Source organism: Streptomyces sp. NPDC037126 (genome assembly GCF_055605965.1).
This window is the reverse complement of sequence record NZ_JBVJTD010000006.1, coordinates 231,226-256,906: the sequence shown is the minus strand read 5'-3', so window position 1 is coordinate 256,906 and position 25,681 is coordinate 231,226. Positions and strand designations below refer to the sequence as shown.

At 69.4% G+C, this 25,681-nt stretch carries 20 protein-coding genes and 1 pseudogene; 14 read left to right on the top strand and 7 right to left on the bottom strand.

All coding sequences use genetic code 11. The features are described 5' to 3' along the window. Window positions 1-117: 117 nt before the first annotated feature. Window positions 118-911, bottom strand: a pseudogene (locus ACZ7FF_RS17060) (diacylglycerol/lipid kinase family protein). A 326-nt stretch (window positions 912-1,237) separates the two neighbouring features. Here ACZ7FF_RS17060 and ACZ7FF_RS17055 point away from each other — a divergent pair. Continuing rightward, complete coding sequence (locus ACZ7FF_RS17055; protein WP_470812993.1) at window positions 1,238-2,347, top strand: AI-2E family transporter; 1,110 nt, start codon at window positions 1,238-1,240, stop codon at window positions 2,345-2,347. Between the two features lie 289 nt (window positions 2,348-2,636). On the opposite strand, the gene ACZ7FF_RS17050 is transcribed toward ACZ7FF_RS17055, so the two are convergent. Both ACZ7FF_RS17050 and ACZ7FF_RS17045 read right to left on the bottom strand, forming a co-directional pair. Continuing rightward, a complete protein-coding gene (locus ACZ7FF_RS17050; protein ID WP_470812992.1) occupies window positions 2,637-3,314 on the bottom strand; it encodes an HdeD family acid-resistance protein in 678 nt (225 codons plus the stop codon). Between the two features lie 372 nt (window positions 3,315-3,686). After that, window positions 3,687-3,905, bottom strand: a complete 219-nt coding sequence (locus ACZ7FF_RS17045) for a ferredoxin (protein WP_470812991.1) — start codon at window positions 3,903-3,905, stop codon at window positions 3,687-3,689. A gap of 685 nt (window positions 3,906-4,590) precedes the next feature. Here ACZ7FF_RS17045 and ACZ7FF_RS17040 point away from each other — a divergent pair. The 5 genes from ACZ7FF_RS17040 (at window position 4,591) to ACZ7FF_RS17020 (ending at window position 9,653) form a co-directional block, all read left to right on the top strand. Then, window positions 4,591-5,004: a hypothetical protein gene (locus tag ACZ7FF_RS17040; protein WP_470812990.1), complete on the top strand. Its 414-nt coding sequence runs from the start codon at window positions 4,591-4,593 to the stop codon at window positions 5,002-5,004. A gap of 244 nt (window positions 5,005-5,248) precedes the next feature. After that, a complete protein-coding gene (locus ACZ7FF_RS17035) occupies window positions 5,249-5,671 on the top strand; it encodes an SsgA family sporulation/cell division regulator (protein ID WP_470812989.1) in 423 nt (140 codons plus the stop codon). Window positions 5,672-5,711: 40 nt separating this feature from the next. Then, window positions 5,712-6,041, top strand: a complete 330-nt coding sequence (locus ACZ7FF_RS17030; protein WP_470812988.1) for an NIPSNAP family protein — start codon at window positions 5,712-5,714, stop codon at window positions 6,039-6,041. 523 nt (window positions 6,042-6,564) lie between these two features. Continuing rightward, the gene (locus ACZ7FF_RS17025) at window positions 6,565-6,954 is read left to right on the top strand and encodes an SsgA family sporulation/cell division regulator (protein WP_470812987.1); all 390 of its coding nucleotides are present in this window, start codon (window positions 6,565-6,567) and stop codon (window positions 6,952-6,954) included. A gap of 554 nt (window positions 6,955-7,508) precedes the next feature. Next, complete coding sequence (locus ACZ7FF_RS17020; protein WP_470812986.1) at window positions 7,509-9,653, top strand: ATP-binding SpoIIE family protein phosphatase; 2,145 nt, start codon at window positions 7,509-7,511, stop codon at window positions 9,651-9,653. Between the two features lie 323 nt (window positions 9,654-9,976). Here the strand turns inward: ACZ7FF_RS17020 and ACZ7FF_RS17015 are convergent, their stop codons facing one another. Then, window positions 9,977-10,936, bottom strand: coding sequence for an amidohydrolase family protein (locus ACZ7FF_RS17015; RefSeq protein WP_470812985.1), 960 nt, complete (start codon window positions 10,934-10,936; stop codon window positions 9,977-9,979). 153 nt (window positions 10,937-11,089) lie between these two features. Here ACZ7FF_RS17015 and ACZ7FF_RS17010 point away from each other — a divergent pair, with 153 nt between their 5' ends. Further along, the gene (locus ACZ7FF_RS17010; RefSeq protein ID WP_470812984.1) at window positions 11,090-11,854 is read left to right on the top strand and encodes an IclR family transcriptional regulator; all 765 of its coding nucleotides are present in this window, start codon (window positions 11,090-11,092) and stop codon (window positions 11,852-11,854) included. Window positions 11,855-11,950: 96 nt separating this feature from the next. Here ACZ7FF_RS17010 and ACZ7FF_RS17005 read toward each other — a convergent pair whose 3' ends face one another. Beyond that, the gene (locus tag ACZ7FF_RS17005; protein ID WP_470812983.1) at window positions 11,951-13,459 is read right to left on the bottom strand and encodes an MFS transporter; all 1,509 of its coding nucleotides are present in this window, start codon (window positions 13,457-13,459) and stop codon (window positions 11,951-11,953) included. Window positions 13,460-13,852: 393 nt separating this feature from the next. Continuing rightward, window positions 13,853-14,497, bottom strand: a complete 645-nt coding sequence (locus tag ACZ7FF_RS17000; protein ID WP_470812982.1) for a TetR/AcrR family transcriptional regulator — start codon at window positions 14,495-14,497, stop codon at window positions 13,853-13,855. Window positions 14,498-14,746: 249 nt separating this feature from the next. Between ACZ7FF_RS17000 and ACZ7FF_RS16995 the strand changes: the two genes are divergently transcribed. The 4 genes from ACZ7FF_RS16995 to ACZ7FF_RS16980 all read left to right on the top strand — a co-directional run bounded on the left by ACZ7FF_RS16995 (window position 14,747) and on the right by ACZ7FF_RS16980 (window position 20,808). Beyond that, window positions 14,747-17,968 carry a bifunctional cytochrome P450/NADPH--P450 reductase gene (locus ACZ7FF_RS16995; RefSeq protein WP_470812981.1) on the top strand — a complete coding sequence of 1,074 codons (3,222 nt, stop codon included), beginning with the start codon at window positions 14,747-14,749 and terminating at the stop codon, window positions 17,966-17,968. Window positions 17,969-18,107: 139 nt separating this feature from the next. Beyond that, window positions 18,108-19,154, top strand: a complete 1,047-nt coding sequence (locus ACZ7FF_RS16990; RefSeq protein ID WP_470812980.1) for a zinc-binding dehydrogenase — start codon at window positions 18,108-18,110, stop codon at window positions 19,152-19,154. A gap of 113 nt (window positions 19,155-19,267) precedes the next feature. Next, window positions 19,268-19,897, top strand: coding sequence for a TetR/AcrR family transcriptional regulator (locus ACZ7FF_RS16985; RefSeq protein WP_470812979.1), 630 nt, complete (start codon window positions 19,268-19,270; stop codon window positions 19,895-19,897). Between the two features lie 179 nt (window positions 19,898-20,076). Further along, on the top strand, window positions 20,077-20,808 hold the full coding sequence (locus ACZ7FF_RS16980; RefSeq protein ID WP_470812978.1) for an alpha/beta fold hydrolase: 732 nt from the start codon (window positions 20,077-20,079) through the stop codon (window positions 20,806-20,808). 386 nt (window positions 20,809-21,194) lie between these two features. Here ACZ7FF_RS16980 and ACZ7FF_RS16975 read toward each other — a convergent pair whose 3' ends face one another. Next, on the bottom strand, window positions 21,195-21,830 hold the full coding sequence (locus tag ACZ7FF_RS16975; protein ID WP_470812977.1) for a TetR/AcrR family transcriptional regulator: 636 nt from the start codon (window positions 21,828-21,830) through the stop codon (window positions 21,195-21,197). A 138-nt stretch (window positions 21,831-21,968) separates the two neighbouring features. On the opposite strand from ACZ7FF_RS16975, the gene ACZ7FF_RS16970 reads away from it, so the two are divergent. Genes ACZ7FF_RS16970 through mhpA form a run of 3 tightly spaced genes read left to right on the top strand, consistent with a single transcriptional unit; the run spans window position 21,969 to window position 25,665 of the window. Continuing rightward, window positions 21,969-23,114, top strand: coding sequence for a VOC family protein (locus tag ACZ7FF_RS16970; protein WP_470812976.1), 1,146 nt, complete (start codon window positions 21,969-21,971; stop codon window positions 23,112-23,114). After that, window positions 23,111-24,049, top strand: a complete 939-nt coding sequence (locus ACZ7FF_RS16965) for a fumarylacetoacetate hydrolase family protein (RefSeq protein ID WP_470812975.1) — start codon at window positions 23,111-23,113, stop codon at window positions 24,047-24,049. Before ACZ7FF_RS16970 ends, ACZ7FF_RS16965 begins: the two co-directional genes overlap by 4 nt. Beyond that, entirely contained in the window at window positions 24,046-25,665 is a 1,620-nt protein-coding gene (gene mhpA / locus ACZ7FF_RS16960; RefSeq protein ID WP_470812974.1) for a bifunctional 3-(3-hydroxy-phenyl)propionate/3-hydroxycinnamic acid hydroxylase MhpA, read from the top strand. Before ACZ7FF_RS16965 ends, mhpA begins: the two co-directional genes overlap by 4 nt. Window positions 25,666-25,681 lie beyond the last annotated feature (16 nt).

Below are 25,681 nucleotides of genomic sequence, written 5' to 3'. Positions count from 1 at the left end.
TCCAGGCAACCCGACACGGTAGGTACCTGCTGTAATCAATCGGGTTCTTCGCGTTACCGTCTGGCATCCGAGAGAGTTCCCGCCGGACCAGTCGCGGACCAATAGCGCCGAAGGACATCACTCCACGCGCCGCCCGCTCGCGACCGCAGCGACCCGCCGATACTCGGCAGCGGCGCCCGAACAGCCGGCAGTTGGCGTCTCCGCCCGGGCGGCCAGTACTCCCAGGAGGCCCGAGTCGAGGTGGGCACGCCTGCCGAGCCCGACCGGGTCATCCACTTGGTAAGGGTTGTTGCTCACCAGCACGGCATCCGGCCCGTCCACGGTGAGCGGCCCTGCGCGCACCACCAGCTCCGGTCCCTCGTGGCGGGCCAGGAACTCGGGAAGGATGCGCACTGCCGTGCCGAGTTTGTCGTCCCGATAGGCGGGGTCCTGTACCAGGGCGGCATAGGCGCCGAACGACACGTTGTTGACGAAAACCCGCTGGCCTGCGTATCCCAGGTCCACGTGCAGTTCGACGCCATCCGTGAGGGCCTCCAGCGCGGCCGAAGGGTCCTCACGGTCCAGACCGAGATCCATCGCGAAATGGTTGCGGGTACCCGCCGGAACGACCAGGAGGGCAGGGCGCTCTCCGCAGCCACCTCGGCGACAAGCGCCTGCGTACCGTCTCCGCCGGCCACCCCCAGTAGATCCGCACCGTCCTCCACGGCACGTCGGGCGACAGTCGCCAGGTCCTGGGGCAGGGAATGACCGATCAGGAAAACCTGAGCTCCGAACGCACGTGCTCGTTCCGCGATGCGGAACCGGCTTGCTTTCCCTCCCCCGAACGCGGATTCACGATCAGATAGGGCCGCCGTGCGCCGGTCGTCAGCCGCGACGCCTTCTCGGTCACAGTACGTCCCCGGAAGCCGCATGCGTCAGCCCGGCGCACACCACTGTCGGCAGCGGGACTGCCGCGATCACGCCCGCGGCTGACAGCGCCGCCCCCCGCCGGGCCGACGGTCCGGCGATTGCACCTGCGGCCACCGCAACCATGGCACGTCCTTGGCAGTTACGACCTACGGCATCAGCTTGCGACTCGGCCGGGGCATCCGCACCTGGCGCAAGCACCGCCGCAGCCGGGCACGGCCGCCTCGATGCGACCCGCCGCAGCCCGTGCCAAGGCAGTCAAAGTGCGTCAGCGCGGAAACACCCGGCGAGGAGGTCTTGTCGTTTTCCCGCGACTGGGGCTGGGCACCCGATGACCATGGCGACGCGTCCGGTTCCGGTGCGAACCATCCTCGCCACCATCAGTCTGGTGCTCGCCACCTACGGCCTGCTCGAGCTGGTGGTCCAGGCTCGCCGGGTCCTGATCTGGGCGGTCATCGCGGTGTTCTTGGCCGTCTCACTTCATCCGGCGGTCGAAGCGCTGCAGCGACGGATGCCGCGGTGCCGACGGTCGGTGGCCACCTTGCTGGTCTTCCTTGCCGCGGCCGTGGCCGTCGGCGCAGTGGTCGCCCTGTTCGTCATTCCCCTGGCCCAGGAGGGAAGCCGGTTCGCCGGTCGTCTGCCCGCGATGATCAGGGACGCCCAGGTCGGCCGCGGGCCAGTCGGTAACCTGCTGGAGCGGACGCACGCTCTGCGGTATGTCCATCAGCATCAGGCGCAGATCCGCGCGTTCGCGACTGGGCTGGGCACGCCCGCCTTGAAGTTCATCCGCAGTGCCGCGAGCACCGTGGCAGGCGCTCTCACCATTTTCGTCCTGGCGTATCTGATGGTGCTGGAGGGCCCCAAGGCCGTGGATCGGTCGCTGTCCCTCGTGGACGAGGCGGCCGCGGCCCGGATACGCCGCGTCGGAGCCGCGTGCGCCCGTACCGTCAACGGCTACCTGACCGGAAACTTGCTGATCAGCGTCATCTGCGGGCTCCTGACCTACGTCATGCTTCTGGTTTCCGGAGTGCCGTTCGCCGGCCTGCTGGCCCTCTTCGTCGCTCTGACCGACCTCATTCCCCTGGTGGGGGCCACCATAGGAGCTGTCGTCGCCTCCACGGTGGCGTTCGTCCACTCCCTGCCGGCAGGCATCGGAGCCATCGTTTTCTTCATCGTCTATCAGCAGGCCGAAAACCACCTGCTGCAACCCGTCATCCTGTCCCGGACGGTGAAACTCAACCCCCTCACCGTGCTGCTGGCCATCCTGATCGCCGCCGAAGTCGCCGGGATCCTCGGTGCCCTCCTGGCGATTCCCGTCACCGGCATCATCCAAATCGTCCTCAAAGACATCTGGACTCACCGCGACGGTCGGCCGCCGGGGCTGCCGTTGCGGGCAGACAACAGCCCCGAGAAGGCCGACCGGTCCGACGGTCCCGAATGACCGCCGCATGGAAACAGGCCGCCACAAGCGCAGCGAGGAGCTGGCCCACTACGTGGTCACACCGTGGAAGGGTGCTTTTCCAGTTCTCTGGCTCGGGCGGAACGTGAGTGCGGCCCTGATGGGCCGATACCCGATACTGCCCCGGCCAATCGGGCGCGGCGCCCGACGGCATGATCGCCGTCACAGCCGCGCGCTACTGCGATGAGCGTGAAGGACCGCCCGCGGGCCGACAACCCCCGGAGGTTGCGCGGTGTCGCCGCTCGCCGCGTCCGGCCGATCCGCCCTCCGATCAGTGCTGGGGGTGCGGATGTGCGTGGAACAGCGGGCGCCGCTCGGTGGGCCTGCCGGCAGCCAGGTGGCCGATCTCGACGCGGGTCATGATGGCGCGTACGACCTCAGTCAGGCCCAGAACAATGGCCATGATGCCCACTACCAGGGTGAGTGTCGCGATGGAGGCGAACGGCATGATGATCATCACGATGCCGGCCATGGTGCCGATGATGCCGAAGGCCACGTGCCAGCCGCGGGCCGGCATGGCCTGGTCGGAGGCTGCGGCGACCGTCTCCAGGGTGCCTCGCATCAGCCAGCTGAAGCCGATCCACAGGGCGAGCAGGAAGGTCGACTCAAGGGGGCCCCGGAAGCAGATCAGTCCCAGCAGGACGGAGGCCGCGCCGGTGATGAAGTGCAGTACGCGAAGGTGCCGGGGTACGTGGGTGCCGAAGGCGGCGGCGAGTTGGAAGACACCGGTGGCCAGCAGGTAAACACCGAAGAGCACACCGACGACGCGAAGCGTCTCGCCCGGCCAGACCAGGGCGATGACGCCCAGGGCGATGGTGGCGAGGCCCATGGTGAGCAGGATCTGCCAGCCCATGTTCGCCAGGGCGGCCAAGCCTTCGGCCGGGCGACCCTGTGGTGGTTCGGTGCCGCGGGGCGGAACGGGGCCGGAGGATTCGGAAGGGGATGCCATGGCGTCTGCCTCCTCCTGAGAGCAGCGTGGTCACGTCCGTACATGTCCATCGTCACCCGATCAGCCTCATGTTGCTGGGTGGGAAAACGAGGGGGCACTGGGGCGAATGAGGCATGTCGAGTGTCCCGTTCAGGTTGACGACGGAATCCACCCATGGGGGGTGATGACGGCACGTCCTTGGATCCTGCCGTCGTGCAGGAGCTGGTACGCCTCGTTGGCGCGTCGCAGGGGAAAGTGCTCGACCAGCACTTTGATCTTTTCCTGCGCGCAGTGCTTCCGCGGCTCGCAACCCGGCCATCGATGCACCCACGATGACGATCCGGCCGCTGGCCCGGAACTCGCGCACCAGCTCCGCGACCGTTGCCCGCAAGGTCATGACGTCTCGCCCCGCTCCTCGCCGTCCAAGCGGTCGATCACGATCGCCTGCACCGGGCACGCCGCAGCGGCTCGCTCGACCTGCAGGCGCCGCTCGTCATCAGGGTTCGGCTCATAGGTGAGCGCCTCCTGACCGTTCAACCTGAAGACCTCGTGCGCCAGATACACGCACTGTGCGTATCCCTGACATCGATTCAGGTCCACGACGATCCGCATGGGCAGACTCCTTCCGCTCTGCCTCCGCCCCACGGCGACCATCGACCCGGTCATGCAGCCTCGATCATGAAGCCCAGGGCCGGTTTCTCAAGCCTCCCGTCAGGCGACGGGGCCGGATGCCCCACCCGCCGCCCCGGCCAAACCACCGAATGAGCAGGTTCGGTCCTGTTCGCTGCGCCGCTTCCTTCACGGTGACGCTTGTCGGCTGTGAGCGTGGGCGTAACAAGCAGGGGCGCTGCATCGACGGTGTCGGCATCAGGGTGTGCCCCGGTCGTCACGCCCCAAAAAAATTGAGCCGTCACTCCCCGGGGTCAGGCGATCTCCGGGCGGCTGAAGCCACCGATCACCAGGCCCCGCTCCGGCCGCCCTCTCGGCGTCCAACCAACCCGACCGCGTCCTGGCGCTTGCGCCGAGTGGACACACCGCCGCGGCCAAGGCAAGGACGGCCAGCGTGCCGAGAGGACCGCGACGGACAGCTCGCGCTGAAGAGCGACATCTGCTGGCACTTGTGCCAGCCGGTCAACGGTTACCTTCGTCACTTCGACATTTCCATACGACGTATGGTAACAATGGATACACGCTTCCATACGACGTATGGAACTGCTCGCTCGGACCGCACCGGGCGCCACACATCGCCTGGCAGAACCGCCGTTGGCGCAGATCACCCCCTCGAGAAGGAAAGATCATGAACAAGCTCGCGAAGCGCATCGCCCTCACTGTCTCCTCCGTCGCGGTCGCCGGTGCCGCCGTTCTCGGTGCCGGTGGCACCGCTTCGGCCGCGCCCCTTGCGTCCACGCACGCCCAGCGCCCGACCGACGGGGCCGTGGCCGCTGATTACAGCTGGGACCACGGTGTCGGCTACCTGCTCGAGCGGGGCTACTCCTGCGACGAGGCCCGCGGCTGGCACCAGGACCACCACGGCACGGATTCCGCCCGGCACGACTGCGACGGTCTCTACTACCGCGATGGCCACTTCTACCGCGGGGAGGGCGAGGGACACGGCTGGACGTCCGAAAGGTCCTACCGCCACGACGGGAACCGCTGCGAGCACGACGGCGTGGGCAGGCACCACCACGAGCTGAGCCGCGACGACCGGTGAGACGGGTATCGGCCATGTGCGCAAGCAGTTCCCCTCGGCCCTGTCCCTGCCGGCGGCGGGGATCCGTCCGGCGGTCCGGGGGCGGCGTCCCCGACCGCCGGCCGAGCGAGTGCAGCGCCACTCCTCATGCGGTGCGCCGGTGCCGTCCGGCGCCCGCGCCCTGCCGTACCGCCTCCAGCCGCGCTGCCTCTTCGCCACAGGCCGGTGTGAGGCACCGCCGAGCCATACCCGGGAGCGGAAGCCGATGAAGAAGTCCTTGAAGGCCGTGGAACGACGGGTGGCCGTACAGCTGGTTGTCTCGCACGTCCACTCGTTGCCCCTCCACGTACGTCTGCGCTACGAGCCCGCCGATCCCTATGTCGTCCGTGCCGCCTTCTTCGTCGACTGTGACGAGCCGGTCGAATGGGTCCTGGGGCGGGATCTTCTGGCTGACGGTCTGGAGGGTTCCGCAGGCCACGCGGACGTCCGGATCTGGTCGGCCACAGGGCGGGGTGACGAGTCGATCTACATCGCCCTCGGGTCCTCCGCAGGCACCGTCCTGCTCGAGGTCCCCGTGCAGGACATCTCGTCCTTCCTTCAGGACACCCAGGCTCTGGTGCCACGGGGGACCGAGTCCGGGCTCATCGACTGGGATGCCGAACTGGCACACCTACTCCCCCAAGGCTGACCGCCGACCATCCATGCTCAGAAGTAAAGGAACCAGTGTCATGTCCCAGCACCAGCTCCGCGTCTACACCCTGCGCAGCTCCGACGCGCTCGCCGCCTACGAGAAGATCTGGGCGCAGCACATTCCCGGTATGGCCAAGCACCGGATCACCACCCACGGCGTCTGGACGGTGCCCGCGGCGCCCGCAAGCGACACTCCCCGGCTGTACGCCCTCGTTTCCTACAAGGACGCCGACGACGTGCAGGAACGGCTGGAGGCATACCTGTCGAGTCCTGAATTCCGCGCGGACATGGAGGGCTTCGACATCAGCCAGATCGTCGGCCTCGACGAGATCCTGCTGACGCCCACCGTGGACTCTCCCTTGCACTGACGGTCGGCCTGCGACGGGTGACACGGCCAGAAGGGCCGCTACCCGGCGGCCCTGCGATGGTGGTTCCGGTGTCGTCGATGGCGACCCGCCAGTGGTGGCCCTTGCCGGTATCGATACCGATCCATGAGCAGGGCACCTGTGTGGTCATGTGCGTCTCCTCGGACTCGGACAGCGTGCCGTTCCGGTCCAAGGACGGCTCTGCCCTGCGTGACCGGGCCCGGCAGCCGCGGCCGGCGTCGAGGTGGGGACCGTGACGAGTCGGTTCACTACAACCACGACCGGTACAGAGTCGATCGCTGAGACCAAGGGCGCCCTTTGTCCGGCAGCCACCGTTGGCCACATCTCCGTGATGGCCCCGGCCGAAAGCAGTGGGCCGACCGCCACCGGTCCTTGCGGTAACCGCGTCTCTGTGCAGCCTCTTTGAATCCGACGACAGCCCTTCCGATGGCCCTCCCCGGATGACTCGAAGCACCAGGAGTAAGACCCAATGAAGTCATTGAGAACTGTGATCCAGGGGCTGCCTGTGAAGCTCGTCGGCGTGCATGCGACGTCCTTGTCCATGATCATGAATCTTCGGTACGAGCCGGGTGATCCCTATGTGGTCCATGCCGCATTCACCACCGATGTCGACAGCGACGAGCTGGTGGAATGGATCATCGGGCGCGATTTGCTGATCGCCGGCCTGGAGGGCCCTGCCGGCGAGGGAGACGTTCGCATATGGCCCACCGGCGAGGAGGGCTGCCGCGACGTGTACATCCTTCTCAACCCGCCGTCCGGTACGGCCCTGCTCAAGGCCCCAGCGCAGGAATTCAAGGCGTTCCTGCAGGAAACGGAGGCAGTGGTGCCCCGGGGGGCCGAGCTCGGCCACAGTGACTTCGACCGCTTGCTGGCGCACTTCCTCGCCGAAGGGTGAGTCCTGGCAGGGTGCGACCTCAGGCAGGCACACGGACGTCTGCGCCTCGGTGTTCACCGCCAGGGTGAGTGGATGTCGGCAGTCGCGGTGTCCTGGGCGGCCGGGCCGAAGCCAGGCTCGGTCAGGATGTCCGCCGCGACTCCGCGGCCGACCCGCCCCGGTGAGACCAGCCGCCACGCGGCAACCCGCTACCCGCGTCGCCCACCTTCCCGCGCTCCGTAGCTCGCCGCTCGTCGGCAGGCTCTGCCGCAAAGACGCACCTGAAGGCGTTTACGTCGTCGTGGTGCGCCCTGCAGCGGAAGTCTGGCAGCCGTTCGTCCGTTTCGCGCTCGCCCCGCAAGCCCGCTGGTGGACGACGGCCGAGTTGCGGTCAGCCGGAGTGCCGGCCGAGCCTGCTGAATGGCTCGACTCATGGACGGCTACTGGGTCGGGCGGCTGCTCCGATGAAGAGATCTCGCTTGAGTGAGCGGCTTCAACGCCGACCGTGCGCTCGCTGGGCCCCGCTCCCCGAACCCTGACGGGCTGTACACGCCGGTGCAGCGTAACGTCGTTTTGTGGACTTGCCTGCGGACAGTCTCGTGTCCCGTGCCGCGCGTGAGGTCAGCCTGCGGGCAGACCAGCTGATCCATGACGTCGAGCGGTGCCTGCAGCGTGGAGTCCCCGAGGTCTGGGAAGACCCCGACGTAGCCCGCATGACGGCAGAGAACGTCACCGAACATGTTCTCGCGGCGTTGGCCGGCCTGGTACACGGCATCGAGCCGGACCAGATCGAAACGCCGGCCGCAGACCCGGACCGCGCGCGCCGACTTGCTCGGCACGGGACACCCGTCAGCGTGATACTGCGGTCCTTCCAGCTGGGGCAAGGTGTCATGCTCGACCGGCTGCTCGAAGAGATGCCCCGGCTGACCGACGACGCCGGATTGATCAGTGCAGCGACGCGGAAGCTGATCTGGACGATGGCCGGGTACGTCGATCGCATGTCGGAGCAGGGCGTGGCGGTCTACCAGCGGGAACGGGACCGGCGACTGCAGTGGCGGCTGTCGATGGTGAACGAGGCGGGCAGGCGCATCGGCACCACGCTGGACATCGCCCGCACAGCCCAAGAGCTGGCGGACCTCGCCACCGAGAATTTCGCCGACCTCGTCACCGTCGACCTGCTCGACTCCGTGCTGCGCGAAAATGGCAGCCCTGTGAGCGGCCTTCCGACGCTCCGGCGGGTCGCTCAACGATCAGTGGTCGAGGGCGACCCGGAATCGACGATCCGACCGGAGCAGCTTCACGTCAGCCCGCGCGGTTCACCGTCGGCTCGCGCCCTCGACACCGGTCAGCCCTCCCGACACACCGGCCCGCCAGTGCCCCGTGACGCCGGCGACGCCGACGACCACCGGACCCACTCGACGCTGGTGGTACCGCTGCGGGCCCGAGACTCCACCCTGGGCGTCGCGCAGTTCATCCGGCACCGCAACCCCGACCCCTTCGACGACGAGGACCTGCTCCTCGCGCAGGAGATCGCCGCCAGGGCGGCGGTGGCTGTCGACAATGCCCGCCGCTACACACACGCCCGTGCGACTGCCCTCACCCTCCAGCGCAGCCTGCTCCCGCAGCACACCGCACAGCAGTCGGCCGTGGAGACCGCTTGTCGCTACCTGCCCGCAGGGGACCAGGCCGGCGTCGGCGGCGACTGGTACGACGTCATCCCACTGTCCGGAGCCCGCGTCGCCCTGGTGGTGGGCGATGTGGTCGGACACGGCATCCACGCCGCCGCCACCATGGGGCGGCTGCGGACCGCCGTCCGCACCCTGGCCGACATCGACCTGCCGCCCGACGAACTCCTCACCCACCTGGACGACGTCGTCATCCGCCTGTCCGCCGAATCCTCCACAGACCCGACCATCGAAGAAGCCGGGGACATCGGCGCCACCTGCCTGTACGCCGTCTACGATCCCATCTCACGCCAGTGCGTCCTCGCCCGCGCGGGGCATGTGCTGCCCGCCGTGGTGGGCCTTGACGGAACCGCCGACCTCCTCGAACTGCCACCCGGACCACCGCTGGGCCTGGGTGGCCTTCCGTTCGAAGCGGCGGAGTTCGACCTCCCCGAAGGCAGCGTCCTCGCCCTCTACACCGATGGCCTGATCAAAGACCGCGACCGCGACGTCGAAGCGGGTACCGCCCTGCTCCGCCAAGCCCTCGCACAGCCCGCTTCCTCCCTGCAAGCAACCTGCGACACCGTGCTCGAAGCCCTGCTGCAGGCTGATCGACCGCACGACGATGTCGCGCTGCTCCTCGCACGCACCCACGTCCTGAGCGCTCGCCAAGTCGCCAGCTGGGACCTGGACGCCGACCCCGTTTGCGTGTCCCGGGCCCGGTCGAACGTCGCTCAACAGCTGAGCGACTGGGGTCTGGAGGGGGCCGAGTTCTCCACCGGGCTCATCGTCAGCGAACTGGTCACCAACGCCATCCGCTACGGTCGTCCTCCCATACGGCTGCGCCTGATCCATGACCGTGCCCTCGTGTGCGAGGTCTCCGACACGAATAGCACCACCCCTCACCTGCGCCGGGCCCGCACCTACGACGAGGGGGGACGGGGCCTGCTCCTGGTCGCTCAGTTCGCCGAGCACTGGGGAACGCGGCACGCCCGACACGGCAAGACGGTCTGGGCCGAGCTGAGCGAGAAGGAGTCCGCTGGATTCCCGGCATGACATTCCCTGCAGGCGCGACGACGGACGGAGCTCTGCAGTAAGCGGACGCGTCGACCACTGGCTCGGGGGCTCAGTGGGAACGACGTTCGATGCACTGCTCGAACCAGATCGTCTGCGGCTCTGGCTGCGGCGGCAGCCCCAACGAGCGGTGAGGCCGCGTGCTGCTGGAGTCGGTGACCTCGCAGACCAGAACGCTGTGGCGGATCAGCCGCGGCTCCGCCGCCCGACGGCGGAGCCGCCCCAGCAACCCGGACCGCGGTGCTGCCGTGACGACCGCGGACGTCAGACCCACTTGCTCACGGCCGTTCCTTCAGGCCGGGCGGTCACCGTGCATCGGTGTCGAACAAGCGGCGGGCATTACGGGTGGTGAGGTCCCGCCAGGTAACGGTGGCGGACGGCTGCACAGCGGAGTCGATGGAGGTGACCTGAGCGAGCACCGCGTCGATGGGCGTCCAGCAGTAGTCGCTGCCGTAGAGGAGACGCTCGGTGCCGAACGCCGCGCCCAAGGCCGGGACCTGGCGCGGGAATGGCGTGCCGGCCATGTCGTACCAGAGCCGGCCGAGCTGCTCAACGGCGCTCGGGGAATCGACGGCGCCGCCGCCGACGTAGGTTCGGAAGAGTTCCATCCGGTCGGCGAGCAGCGGCAGCACACCTCCGCCGTGTGTCAGGATCCAGCGGATTCGCGGACGGCGGGCGAGGACACCGCGCAAGAGCAGGTCGCTCGCCGTGCGGGCAGTGTCGAAGAGGAACTCCAGCATCGGCCGTGGCCGGCCCAGAGCAAGCTCGTCGGCGTGGGGCGCAGACGTGGGGTGAACGAAGACGACGGCGCTGCGGCGGTCGAGCTCCTCCCAGAGCGGCTCGAACCGGGGGTCACCGAGGTAGAGGCCATGGTGGTTGGTTTCCACCACCACTCCGTCCGCACCGAGGACGTCGAGCGCGTGGGCGGCCTCGGCGAGCGAGCCCTCGACGTCCGGCAAGGGCAGGGAGGCGAAGAGACCGAACCGCTGCGGGTCCTCCGTGCGGACCCGGGCGCCGAACTCATTGACCTCACGCGCGAGAGCGCGGGCCTCGCTGTCGTCCCCGAAGTGCACTCCGGGCGAGGAGATCGACAGGTAGGACTTGTCGATCCCTGAGCGCTTCATCATGTCGAGATGCTCATCGACGCTCCACCCGGGCCAGCCGGGCATCCCGTCGGGATGTTCGACACCTGCGGCTCGAGCCGCCGCCACATAGCTGTCGGTGACGAAGTGGGCATGCACATCGATGAACCCGGTCGCGGCCATACGATTCCCCCTTTCTGCGGGGTCCCTGTCAGTGCCGGCCACCGTAAGGAAGCGTGCCGTACATTGGCAGCAGTGATTCCGATGAATGAAACGGCGACCGCCGACGGTGGTGCCCCCAGAAGACGCGGGGGCCGGCCGGCTGAGGGACAACCGGTGATCGACCGGGCTTTCGCCCTGCTCGGCAGCTTCGACGGTGACCATCGTGCGCAAACGCTTGCCGAACTCGCACAGCGAAGCGGCGTCCCCCGCAGCAGTGCTCTCCGGCTCGCCCGGTCTCTGATGAGAGTGGGCGCTCTGGAACGCCTCGGCGACGGTCGGTTCGTCGTGGGTCTTCGGCTGCTGGAGACCGCTTCCCTGGCCCCGCGCGGTCACGGGCTGCGATCGGTGGCGATGCCGTTCATGGAGGATCTCTTCCACGTCACACGTCAGCATGTCCTGCTCGCCGTGCGGGACCAGGGGGAGGCGCTGCTCGTCGAGCGGCTGTCAGCGCGTGATGCGAGCCCTGTGCGCTACCGCGTGGGAGGCCGCCTTCCTCTGGCATCCACCGGCGTGGGACTGGTGCTTCTCGCCTTCGCACCGCCGGCCGTCCAGGAGCAGGCCATCGCCGCCTATGCGCCGGAGCACGGCGACGACGACATCGGCACCCCCGCCGACCTGCGCCGTGTGCTGGCGGAGGTACGGCGCGGCGATCACGCTGTCGGCCACCAGAGCCGTCCTTGGCAGGTGAGCACCGTGGCCGCGCCGGTGCGTGACGGCGGCGAGGTGGTCGCGGCGTTGTCGGTCGTGGCGTCCGGCACCGGTTCGCCGAACCCGGGGTACGGCCCGGCCGTGCGCGCGACGGCGCGGGCGATTTCCCGCCGTCTCGTCGAGGACGGTGGTCGGACCATGCCAGTAGAAGCCGCGCACGGGCACCGGTAGCGTGCCCGGGCCGCCCGCGCCGGCTGCCGTTGTGCGCTCCTTCGAGCGTCCGGCCCGGTGGTACGGGGTGGACCCCTTGGGGCGGTACCCGACCCGCTACATGTGCACGACAGGTGCGGCGTTCTCGTCCTGCCGGGGCACACCCCGGCGGTAGAGCAGGGCCGTGACGATCAGGCCGGTGACGAAGACGGCCGCCGACCACCAGTAGGCCGTGGAGTAGCCCGCGAGGCCGGCCTGGGCCAGGACGCCGGGGTCCTTGGGATCGCGACCGGAGAGGTAGTCGGTGGCGGCGCCGGATGCCATCGTGCTGAGCAGGGCGATGCCGATGGAACCGCCTACCTGCTGCAGGGTGTTGACAGCGGCCGAGGCGACGCCGGCATCGGTTGCCTCCACGCCAGAGGTCGCCAGGCTCATGGCGGGCGCGATGACCGTGCCCAGCCCGATGCCGACGAGCACCAGCTGGGGCAGTACCTGCGTCACGTATCCGCTGTTCAGGTCCAGCCTCGTCATCCATATCAGCCCAGCGGCCGCAAGGGTCATGCCCAGCGGGACCACCGGCTTCGGTCCTATGCGCGCCACCAGGACGTTGTTGGCCACGGCGGAGGCGGACGACGAGGCCACTATCAGGGGCAGGAAGGCGAATCCGGTGTCCAGAGCGCTGTATCCGAGGCTCTGCTGCAGGTAGTAGGTCAGGAACAGGAACACGCCGAACATGCCCGCGCCGGTGACGAAGAGGGCGGCGAACGAAGCCCCGCGGTTGCGGTCCAGCAGGACCCGCAGGGGCAGCAGCGGAGACGCCGCCCTGCTCTGCCACCACACGAAGACGGCCACCAGGACGGCGCCGGCCGCCAGCAGGCCCCAGGTCGCCGGCGAACCCCAGCCGTGCGTCTCGGCGTTCGAGAATCCGTAGACCAGGCAGAACAGACCGATGGAGGCCAGCAGGGTGCCGGGTACGTCGAGCTTGGAGGACGTGTCGCGCGGGGTGCGGTGCAGCAGGGCCGCCCCACCGACGAACGCCACCACCGCGAAAATCACGTTGACGTACATGGTCCAGCGCCAGTCCAGGTACTGGGTGAGCACGCCGCCGAGGATCAGGCCGATGGCTCCGCCGGCACCGGCGACCGAGCCTGCGACGGTGAAGGCTTTGGCCCGCTCGCGCGGTTCGGTGAAGGTGGTCATCAGGATCGAGAGGGCGGACGGGGCCAGCAGCGCGGCGAACAGCCCCTGCACGGCACGCGCGATGACGAGCGCGTCGAAACCGTTCGCCGCGCCCGCAACCATGGAAGCGGCCGCGAAGCCAGCCAGACCCACCAGGAAGGTCACCTTCTGACCGGCAAGGTCGGCGACGCGGCCGCCGAGCAGCAGCAGGCTGCCGAAGGCCAGCGCGTAGGCGGTGACCACCCACTGCCGGTCGGCGTCGGAGAAGCCGAGGTCGTGCTGGGCGGACGGCAGGGCGATGTTCACGATGGTGCCGTCGAGGACGCCCATCAGCATGGACAGCGAAACGACCAGCAGAATCCACCAGCGCCGCTGGTGGACCTGCTCGGGCATGTTCTCAGGTGCGGTCTCGGCGCCGCGAGCAGCGGCGGTGGCGTTCTGGGACATGGGGGGGCAGTCCTCCGGACAGCTGATGTGGGGGATGGCGGAAGAGAGGAGAACGGCCGAGAGCAGGTACGGCTCGTCCGGCACGGGGCGCCACCTCGCGCTCGCGGCAGTAGTACTGGGCGCCATGGCCGCCTCGGTGAACAAATGGGTGACGCGGCTCGACGAGGCCGGCGATCTCCCGCTCGGGAAGGAGATCGGGAACAAGCCGACGACCATGGTCATTTCACGGGTCGGCACCATACGGCTGCCGTGCAGAGGCTGTGGAACCACCCCGCCGGGCGGCGTTCCTGGATGTGACGGGGGGGTGGCTCCCGCATGCCGCACCCTAAGATCCCCCGACTGCGAGGCGCGCTCAGGAGCCTGCCTGCGGCGCAGCGCCTCAAAAGGTGTGGCTCAAAGGCCGGTTTCCCGGCCGTCACGATCGCCGGTGAGCCGGCTTTCCAGACCGGTGATCAGCGTGTCCAGCACGAGGCGGAACATGTGGTCCTGGTCAGCGCCTTCTGGGACTACGTCCGCAGAGTCAGGGTGTGCACCCCCGTCACTGTCGTCGAAAGCGGAGGACTTGAGGGTCGACCACTGGTGGAGCGAGCCGTTGAGTTCGGCGGCGAGGACTCCGATGACGACGGCGACCATCAGTGCGGCGATCTCCGAGACCTCTGACCGCGGAACCCCGGCAGCCGCCACGATCGCGGTGAGCGCGGTCCAGAACGGGTCGTCGGGCTGGATGAAGTCCGGCTGGTGGCTGAAGGAGTAGGCCATCAGTTCGGGGTGGCGGTGTGCCAGCGTCCGGAAGTCCATGGCGAGCAGGCGGATCCGCTCCTGCCAGGGCGCGTCCTGAAGCGTCACGGTGCGGAACTGGGCTCCGACCATTCTCGTCACGCCCCGCAGCACGGCTTCCTTGTTCGGCACGTGGTGGTACAGCGACATGGGATTCGCGTCGAGTGCGGTGGCGAGTTTGCGCATGGTGAGCGCCTCGACCCCGTCCTCGTCGATGAGCCGCAGGGCAGCGGCGTAGATCCCGGCCTCGGTCAGAGGCACGTCCCTCTTCCTCGTTCCCCGCGGGGGACGCCTCACCTTTTGTTCCATACCTCGTACGGTATCAGTTTCGTACGCCGTATGGAATGACCTGAATCACAGCGCTCACCAGGGCGACCGAGCTTGCTTCACGCTTCCATACGACGTACGGTATCAATTCCATACGACGTATGTTTCCGTACGGCGCCACGGCATCGACCTGCGCAGCGCGCCCTTGCCCATCCCCTCCACCCCTCCGCAGAGGAGCAAGCCATGACCACGCACTCCGCGAACGACCTTCGCCCCATCCGGTCCCCGCGTGGGATGCCCCTGCTCGGCAACACGCCGCAGATCCCCGACACCAACCCGGTCGAGTACTTCGCCGAGCTGTCCAAGCAGTTCCCCGAGGGCATCTACGGCTTGGACATCGCCGGTATCGAGCAGATCTTCGTCTACGACCCGGACCTGGTGGCCGAGGTCTCCGACGAGACGCGGTTCTTCAAGCAGATCGAGAGGACGCCGCTGCAGCACGTCCGGGACTTCGCCGGCGCGGGCCTGTTCACGGCCCACCAGCACGAAGAGGAATGGGGCATGGCGCACCGGATCCTCCTGCCGGCCTTCAGCCAGCGCGCCATGAAGGCTTACTTCGGGCAGATGCTGGAGATCGCCCAGAACCTGGCGGGCAAGTGGGAGCGCCGGGAGGGCCAGCCGGTCAACATCACCGACGACTACACCCGGCTGACGCTGGACACCATCGCCCTGTCGGGGTTCGGCTACAGGTTCGACTCCTTCGCGAAGGAGGAGCTGCACCCCTTCCTCAAGGCGCTGCTGGAGGCGCTGATCGAGTCGCTGCGGCGCTCGCAGGAACTCCCGATGATGACCAAGCTCCGCAAGGCCGATGCCAAGAGGTACGGCGCGAACATCCAGATGATGCAGGAGCTGGTCGAGAGTGTGATCAAGGAGCGCCGCGAGGGGCATTCCAGCGGTGAGGACGACCTGCTGGGTCTGATGCTTCAGGCCACCGACCCGGAGACCGGCAAGAAGCTGGACATCGACAACGTCCGCGACCAGGTGCTGACGTTCCTGATCGCCGGTCACGAGACCACCAGTGGTCTGCTGTCGTTCGCCACGTACTCGCTGATGCGCAACCCGTCCGTGCTGGCCCAGGCGTATGCCGAGGTGGACCGCCTGCTGCCGGGCGACACCGTTCCGGACTACGACACGATCATGCAGATGGACGTCATCCCGCGGATCCTGGATGAGACGCTGCGCCTGTGGGCTCCCATCCCGTCGTTCGGCAAGACGGCGCGGGAGGACACCGTCATCGGCGGCTGCTACGAGCTGAAGAAGGACACGAAGGTCCTCATCCTCGAGGGCCCGCTGCACACCCACCCCAAGGCGTGGGAGCGGCCCGACGAGTTCGACATCGACCGGTGGCTGCCGGAGAACCGGGTCAACCACCACCCGCACGCCTACAAGCCGTTCGGCAACGGCCTACGTGCCTGCATCGGCCGGCAGTTCGCGCTCGTCGAGGCCCGCCTGGCCCTGGCGCTGGTGCTGCAGAAGTTCAAGTTCGCCGACACCAGCGACTACAAGATGGACCCCCGGGAGGCGCTGACGCGCAAGCCCGGCGGCTTCGAGCTGGTCGTGCGCCGTCGGCAGGAGCACGAGCGGACCGTCTTCGGCGTCGCGGATGTGCAGACCGGCGACACGCAGGCGCAGGCCGCGGTCAGCGGTGTCGGGGTGAACCTGACCGTCGCCTACGGCTCCAGCCTCGGCTCCTGCGAGGACCTGGCGCGTACCATCGCCGACCGCGGTGAGCGCTCCGGGTTCGGCACCACGCTGGTGAGCCTGGACGAGCTTGGTGACAACCTGCCCACCGAGGGCCTGCTCACCGTGGTGGCCGCCAGCTACAACGGCAAGGCCCCCGACAACGCCCAGCGCTTCGACGACCTGCTCGCCGCCGGGCTGCCCGAGGGCTCGCTGAAGGATGTGCGGTTCGCGCTGCTGGGCGCCGGCAACACCCAGTGGGTGGCCACCTACCAGGCATTCCCCAAGCGGATCGAGGAAGGTCTGCTGGCCGCCGGCGCCACCCCGATCGTGGAGCGCGGCATCGCGGACGCCGCCGGTGACTTCGACGGCATGGCCACGCGGTGGATGGACAACCTGTGGGCCACCCTGGCCGAGGAGTACGCCGCCGACACCTCCGAGGCGAGCGGCCCGCGCTACCAGGTCCAGCTGCTCACCGAGTCCGACGTGCGTCCCGCGATCGTCTCCGAGCAGGCGTACCCGCTCACGGTGGTGGCCAACGAGGAACTCGTGGCCGACGCGACCGGCCTGTGGGACTTCAGCATCGAGCCGCCGCGCCCGTCCGCGAAGTCCATCACCGTCGAGCTGCCCGAGGGCGTCACCTACGACACCGGCAACCACCTGGCCGTCTTCGCCAAGAACGAACTCGCCCTGGTGGAGCGCGCACTGAGGCGGCTCGGTGTCGAGTACGACCAGGTGCTCCGGCTCGACCAGCCGGCCGGTGGCCGCACCCACCTGCCGGTAGGGACTCCGGTCACCGCGGGCATCCTGCTCACCGAGTTCGTGGAGCTGCAGGACGTGGCCACCCGCTCCCAGATCCAGACGCTGGCCGAGTACACCGAGTGCCCGTGGACCCGGCCGCAGCTCCAGGCGTACACCGCCGACACCCAGGAGGCCGAGGAGCGCTACCAGAAGGAGATCCTCGGCAAGCGCATCTCGGTGCTGAACCTGCTGGAGCGCTTCCCGGCCGTCGAACTGCCGCTGGCGGTCTTCCTGGAGATGACGGGCCCGATCCGCCCGCGCTTCTACTCCATCTCCTCCGCCCCGTCGGCCAACCCCCGCCATGTGCGCCTGACCGTCGGCCTGCTGGAAGGTCCGGCCCTGTCCGGCGACGGCCAGTACCGCGGCACCTGCTCCGCCTACATTGCGGCTCTCGAGCCCGGGGACGTCGTCTACGGCTACGTCCGCGTCCCCTCCCCCACCTTCGCACCGCCCGCCGACCCCGCCACCCCGCTGATCCTCATCGGCCCCGGCACCGGCATCGCACCGCTGCGCGGATTCCTGGAGGAGCGGGCGACACAGCACGCGAACGGCACCCAGGTGGGCCTGTCCCAGGTGTTCGTCGGCTGCCGCCACCCGGAGCACGACTACTTCTACCGCCAGGAGATGCAGGACTGGGAGCAGACGGGGATCGCACAGATCCACACCGCCTTCTCCGCGGTGACCGGCCACCCGGCCCGGTTCGTGCAGAACGCCATCGCGAACGCCGCCGACACCGTCTGGCAGGCCATCCAGGACGGCGCGTACATCTACGTCTGCGGCGACGGCCGCCGCATGGCACCCGCTGTCCGCGAGGCACTCGCGGCCATCCACCGCCAGAAGACCGGCAGCGACGACGCGACCGCCCAGCAGTGGCTCGCCCAGCTGGAGGCGGACGAGCGCTACCAGCAGGACGTCTTCGCCTGATCCCCCAAGACGCCGGGAGGCGTGCGGCCCCGTCCTGCCACTCCCCGCACGCCTCCCGGCCACCACAAGCCATGCAGAGACCCTGTGGCACCGATGTCCCGAACCGTCGGGCGGTGCCGCTCACAGAAAGCAGATCGTCATGGACACCATGCTCGCCGGACGCTTCCACCTGGACAGCAAGAAGTTCGCCGTGGAAGAGGTCCCCATCCCCGTGCCCGGTCCGGGCGAGGTCCTCGTCGAGGTGAAGGCCGCCGGCGTCTGCCTCTCGGACGTCCACCTGCTCGACGGCTCCCTCGTCCCGCTGTTCGCCACCTCCGACACGGTCACCGTCGGCCACGAGGTCTCCGGTGTGATCCACACCCTCGGCCCCGACCTCAAGCGCGGTCTGCCCGTCGGCACCCGCGTCACCCTGGAGGCCGGCAAGACCTGCGGCACGTGCGCCGGATGCGTGCGCCGCCGGCCCTGCACCCAGATGCTGACCGCCGGCATCGACTACGACGGCGGCTGGGCCGAGTACGTGGTCGTCCGCGAGGACACCCTCATCCCCATCCCCGACAGCCTGCCCTTCGACCAGGCGGCGATCATCCCCGACGCGGTCTCCACCCCCTACGCCGCCGTCGTCGCCACCGCGGGCGTCCGTCCTGCCCAGTCCGTCGGCGTCTGGGGCGTGGGCGGAGTCGGCGCGCACAACGTACGCCTCGCCCGCCTGGTCGGCGCCGCCCCGATCATCGCCGTCGACCCGCTGCTCACCGCCCGCGAACGCGCCCTGGCCTTCGGCGCGGACTACGCCCTGGACCCGGCAGCCCCCGACTTCGCCGACCAGGTCCGCACGGCCACCGGCGGACGCGGCCTCGACTTCGCCTTCGACTGCGCCGGCGTACCCGCCGTCCGCGACCAGGCCGCCTCCGTGCTCGGCCTGGGCGGCTCCCTGATCCTGGTGGGCATCACCCCCCGGCCGCTGACCATCACCGAGGGCCTGACCTTCAACTACCTGCAGAAGCAGGTCCGCGGCCACTACGGCGGTAGCCCCGAGTCCGTCTCCGAGCTGGTGCAGCTGACCGCGGCCGGACGCCTCGACCTGGCCCCCTCCATCACCGACCACATCCCGCTCATCGACGCGGCCAACGCGGTCAGCCGTCTGGAGAACAAGATCGGCGACCCGATCCGCCTCATCCTCGTCCCCTGACACCCGTCAGCAGGACACCAAGCCACCCTGGGCAGGGGTGAGTGGGCGCCGGTGCTTGAGGGAGCACCGGCGCCCACGATTTCCCGGCAGCCAGAACCCGTGGAGATGGAGTCATGCACACCACCGAAGCACCGGGCCGCACTCCGCAGCGCAGCGACGCTCGTTCGAACCGCCGACGCATCCTCGATGCTGCTCAGCGGAGACTGCGGGACGATCCCGACGCGAGTCTCGACAGCATCGCGCTGGCGGCCGGCATCGCACGACGCACCCTCTACGGGCACTTCTCCAACCGGCATGCGCTGATCGCCGAGTTGACGCAGGAAGCAGCCCGGGCCCTGCAACAGGCGTTCGCCACAACCCGTATACCGGGTGCTGATCCGCTGGAGGCAATGACGCGGATGGCCCTGGCGGCCTGGGCGGTGGGCGACCAGTACCGCATGCTGATCTCCCTGGGGCGACACCATCCGGGAGAGGAGATGGTCCGCGCCACCTTGGCACCGGCCCGCGCAGAGGCCATCGCGGCCATACGCCGTGGCCAGCACGAAGGCGTGTTCGCGGACCACGTCCCCGCACCTGTCCTCGCCCAGGCACTGGAAGCCCTGATGCTGGCCCTCGCCGAGGAGAACACCACGCCCACCTGGGCGAACCCCACCGGTGAGGCTGCGGCGACCGCGTTGCTCGTCGCTGCCGGCGTAGCACCCCAGATCGCATCGCGCCGAGTTCGGGCCGTGTTGCGTGAGTGAGCGTGACGCCCGGTCGGGACGGCTGTACCCACTCGTTGACCAGCGTCGATCGAGACGCAGCTAGAGGGAGGGTCCGTGCCGTGTCGCGCGTGCCTGCGGCACGAGGCTTCGGCCTCTTCATTGTCCCTGTGCCGCTGTGTCGCTTTTGTCCAGAGATTCACCCTTGTAGGAGTTCATTCATGCCCGCCATCCTGATCCACGGCGTACCCGACACCCACCATGTGTGGGACGGCGTGCGCGAGCATCTCACCCGCAGCGACGTGGAGGCTTGGGACCTTCCCGGTTTCGGTTCGCCGCGACCCGAGGGCTTCAACTGCACCAAGGAGGAGTACGTCTCCTGGCTCATCGAGCGGTTGGAGGTAATCGGCGAGCCGGTCGACCTGGTCGGCCATGACTGGGGCTGCCTCCTCACCGCGCGCGTGGCTTCCGTACGGCCGGACCTGATCCGCACGTGGGCCGGCAGCAACGGTCCGGTCAACGCCGAGTACGTCTGGCATCCGCTGGCCAAGCTGTGGCAGGACCCGGTCGCGGGCGACCGCTGGGCCAAGGAGTACGACGCGGCCGCGTTCGCCGAGGACCTGACCGACAACCTCCAGATCCCGGCTGAGCTGGCCGAACAGACGGCCGGCCGCGTGGACGAGACCATGCGCGACAGCATTCTCAAGCTGTACCGTTCCGCATTGACGGTCGGTGCGGAGTGGGAACCGGATCTGGCGGACCTGGCCGGACCGTCCCTGGTGTTCTGGGGGGCGTTCGACCCCGTCTGCCCCGTCGAGTTCGGCGAGAAGATGGCCGCTTCCGTGCGCGCCACCCGTTTTCTGAGGCTGGACAGCAGCCACTGGACGCCGATCCAGAAATCGGCCGAGGTCGCCGCCGCCCTCGAGGAACACTGGAGCAGCTCCCGGGGGTGACTGGCGCGCCCCGCCACGAGCGCCCCTGGGTGCGCTTCGGGCGGCGCTCACACCGTGCCGCCCGAAGCACGCCGGCGGCGGCTTCGTGGTGGGCGTCGCTGACGTCCGGCTCACCGGCATCGATGAAAAGGCTCACCGGCTGAGAACCCGCTGAGCGTGGCGACCGCCGCGGGCCCTCGGCCGATCTCGCGGCGGGTCCGACGCGATAGGGCCGTGGGCCTGGGCCGATGACACCGCAGGCGACCCAGTCCGCAGGCAGGGGCCGCCATGCGCAACCGGTGTCCACGTCCTCGTGGATCGCCGGCGGCCCGGCTGCAGTGCGACGGTTGCCGTCGTACGGGGTCCCTCGCGCCTCGGCCGGCGGCGGCGCACATCGCGCCGGACTTTCAGGCGAGATCGGGCAGCGGGCGCCGGGTGACGTCGTGCGCTTCGTCCGGGGGGAGGCCCAGCATGCGCAGGACCATCGCGGCCAGGTCGGAGGCGGCCTCGTCGCCGTCGAGGTCGGGGCGGGCCAGCCGCAGCGCGACCAGGGACAGCAGGGTCCCGCCCAGAGCGGACAGGGCCGTGGTCGGGTCGATGCCGGTGAAGCGGCCCGAGGCGATGCCGCGTTCCAGATCACGAAGCGCTCGTGGGGACAGGCCACTCTCGGAGTGGATGTGGGCCAGGCCGCGGTCGCGCAGGATCCGCATGAGCTCGGGGTGTGAGTCCACCATCCGTGCGGTGAGCCGGAAACCCGCCGCGACGAGCTCGGCGGGGTCCTCGATCCCTTCCACACGCTCGTCGATGACCTGGCCGAACTCCTCCAGGGCGTCGGTCACCGCGGCGTCGAACAGCTCCGTCTTGGACTCGAAGTGGTTGTAGAAGGAGCCGAAACCGACGTCCGCGCGCTCGGCGATGGCCTGGATGCTGGCGCTGGTGTCCCCGGTCTCCGCGAGGATCTGCCGGGCCGCACGGATCAGTGCCTGACGAGTCTCGGCGCGGCGCCGTTCGAAGCGGTTGCGGGGTGGGGCTGACGTCGGCATGCGACCGATTGTAACAACCAGGGCGATGACACCTCCATGACTGATGATTCTCTCAGTTCTTTGTGTCTGCTCTATTGACGATGAGCAACGGCAAAGTTGATGATTTCCTCATTACGGCAATGTTGCTTGGAGGGCACCATGTCCCACACCCCCGTTAACAGGGCCGATCGCCAGACGCCCCACCAAGATCTCCACAGCGAGCTGGGCGCCCTGCGCGGTGAGCACCCCGGACGAGCGCGAAACCCCGTGATCAAGGCGGCGGACCTGGCCTGGCTGGAGTTCGAGAAGCCGGACCTGGACCGGGCCGAGGTGTTCGCGCGTGACTTCGGGTTCGCGATCGCCGCCCGCACCGAGCGGGAGCTGTGGCTACGCGGCACGTTTGCGGGCTCACCGTGCATGGTCATCCGGCGGGGGCAGGCGTCCCGCTTCGTCGGGCCGGCGTTCCGTGCGGCCGAACGGGCCGATCTGGACCGGCTGGCCCGGGCGACCGGCAGTGACGTCCGCGACATCGACGTCCCTGGCGGCGGACAGGCGGTCGCCCTGCTCGATCCCTCGGGCTTCCCGGTCCGGGTCGTGCACTGCGCCGAGCAGCTGCCCGCTCTGCCCGAGCAGCAGCCGCTGATCCTCAACACCGGCACCGAGTGCCGTCGTACGAACGCCACCCAGCGACCGCCCCGCGAGCCCTCGCGCATCCAGCGGCTCGGTCACGTGGTGCTGGAGACGCGCGTCTTCATGCGGGCCCTGGACTGGTACCTGGACACCCTCGGGATGATCGTGTCCGACTTCCTGTTCCTGGACGGGCAGCGCGGGCGCGGGCCGACCATGGCGTTCATCCGCTGTGACCTGGGAAGAGTGCCGGCGGACCATCACACGCTGGCCCTGCACCTGGGGCCCGGCGCCGGGTACGTGCACTCCGCCTACCAGGTCACCGACCTCGACGCGATCGCCGCCGGCGGCGAGTACCTGACCGAGCGCGGCTACCAGCGCAGCTGGGGCATCGGCCGACACATCCAGGGCAGCCAGCTCTTCGACTACTGGCGCGACCCCGACCGCTTCATGCTGGAGCACTTCGCCGACGGCGACCTGTTCTCCTGCGACCTCGAACCCGGATGGGCTCCGATGTCGGCGAGCGGCCTGGCCCAGTGGGGGCCGCCCGTCACCCGCGACTTCCTGGGCACCAGCCCGTCCCCCGCCAAGCTTCGCGAGGTCATGACGGCCCTGCGCGGCGACAACGAACTCGACCCCGCACGCCTGCTGGGCCTGATGAAAGCGATGACCTCATGAGCACCAACGTTCTGCGCACCCCCGACGGCTGGTGGGCCGTCCGGGACGAACGCGCCGTCCGCATCGAGACCAAGGCGGTCACCACCGCCGAACTGCTCGCCGACCGGGCCGCCGTGCGGGAGGCCGCCGCCTCCACCGACAGCGGCACGCCCGTCGCCGACCTGGTGGCCCTGCCCCCGGTCACCACCCCGTGCCGGGTGGTCGCCCAGATGGTCAACTACCGCAGCCACGCCAAGGACTCGGGCTTCACCGGCGACATCCCGCCCACCTTCTTCCGCAAGGCATCCGGCTCCATCAGCGGCCCCCACGACACGATCGTCCGCCCAGCCCACGTGAACTTCCTCGACTACGAGGTGGAACTCGGCCTCGTCATGGGCGCACCCCTGCCGGTGGGCACCGTCGTCGAGGAGCAGGACCTGCCGCGCTACGTCGCCGGGCTCGTCCTCACCAACGACGTCAGCGCCCGCGACGTCCAGCTGACCAAGACCCAGTTCTACGAGAGCAAGTCCTACCCGACCTTCACGCCCACCGGGCCGTACCTGGCCCTGCTGGAGCCCGAGGACTTCGCCCATCTGCTGAACCTGCGGCTGCGGCTGAACGTCAACGGCGTACCGCGCCAGGACCGCACCCTCGCCGACATGATCGTGCGGCCCGCGCAGGCGCTCACCCTGCTCGCCCGCTTCCAGACCCTCGACCCGGGCGACCTGCTGCTCACCGGCACACCCGGCGGCACCGCCCTGAAGGCCCCGCCCAAGCCGGTCGAGAAGATCGCGGCCCTGCTGCCGCCCGCGCTGAAGTGGAAGGCGTTCTTCAACGGCCAGGCCAAGAACCCCCTGTACCTGCGCGACGGTGACCTCGTGACCGCCACCATCGCCACCCCGGACGGGCGGATCGACCTGGGCGAGCAGCGGACCGCCGTGGGGGCCGCGACGTGAGCGCCACAGCCCGCAGGCCGGTGGTGATCATCGGCGCGGGGCCCGTGGGAGTCACGGCCGCGCTCCTGCTCGCCCGACACGGGGTGCGCAGCCTGCTCCTCGAACGCCACCCGGACGTCTACCCCCTGCCGCGCGCCGTCGTCGTGGACGACGAAATCCGCAGGGTCCTGCAGAGCGTCGGCGTCCACGAGGAGTTCGCCGTCATCGCCCGTCCGGCGCCCGGGCTACGGCTGCTGGACGCCCGGCGCCGCGTGATCAGCGAGTTCCCGCGGTCCATGCACGGACTCCACGGCTTCCCGCAGCTGAGCATGTTCAACCAGCCCGAACTGGAACGCCTGCTGCGCGACGCTCTGGCGCGCCGCCCGGAGTGCGAGCTGTGGAGCGGGGTGGAGGTCGTGTCCGTCACCCAGTCCGACACGCCGGACACCGGCGCACCCGACGATCCGACGGGTCCCGTCCGGGTCACCTTCCGGCGCGTCGGCAGCAGCGAGGAGGAGCACCTGTGGGCCGATGCCGTCCTCGGTTGCGACGGTGCCGGCAGCCTCACCCGGGAGGCCATCGGCGCCACCTGGGAGGACCTGCACTTCCAGGAGAGCTGGCGGGTCATCGACGTGCGCACCAGCCGGTCGGTGCGTACCTGGGAAGGCGCCGAGCAGATCTGCTGTCCCACCCGGCCGGCCACCTTCATGCGCATCGGCGCGGACCGCTACCGCTGGGAGTTCAGGCTGGCCGACGACCAGAACCTGGAGGGCCCGGACGGATGGGAGCGCCTGCGCGGGCTGGTCGCCCCCTGGGTGGACCTGCCGGCCTCGCGGAGCGACGACTTCGAGGTGATACGGCAGGCGCAGTACACCTTCCAGGCCCGTCTCGCCGACCGGTGGCGCAAGGGGCGTGTCTTCCTGCTGGGCGACGCCGCCCACCTGACCCCGCCCTTCGTCGGGCAGGGTCTGTGCTCCGGCCTGCGCGACGCCAACAACCTCACCTGGAAACTCGCCCGGGTCCTCCGACAGGGCGCGCCCGAGGAACTGCTGGACACCTACGAACGCGAGCGCAAGCCGCACGCCCGCCATGTGATCCGCGTTGCGGTGGCCGTCGGCTGGGCCATGACCGGCGGCCAGGACCGCGGCGCGGCGTTCCGCCGGGCCGTCGTGGGCACGCTCTGTCGCATCCCCGGCGTGACCGAGGCGGTGAGCCGTGACCTCAGCCCCGCTCTGGCCGCCGGCCCACTGGTACGGCGCCGGCCCAGGCCGGCCGGCCGCGCGCTGGCCGGCACCTTCTGCCCGCAGCCCTGGATACGGCACGACGGCCGGCGAGTGCGCCTCGATGACGCCGTCCGGGACGCCTTCGTCGTCCTGACCGCTGTGCCGCCCACGGCGCGGATGACGGCCGTGGCCACGGCACTGGGCGCCCCGACGATCCACGTCGACGACCTGGGCGACGACGGCACCCTGGCCGCCTGGCTGGCACGCGGCCGGGCCGACGCCGCCCTGCTGCGCCCCGACCGCGTCGTACTGGACGCCGTCCCCACCGGCACCGGCGACTTCACCGACGCCGCCGCCTGGGCTCCCCTGCTGCACACGGCCCGCCGCCCCGCCGAAGCCCGGCCCGCACCCTGACGAGGAACACCACACC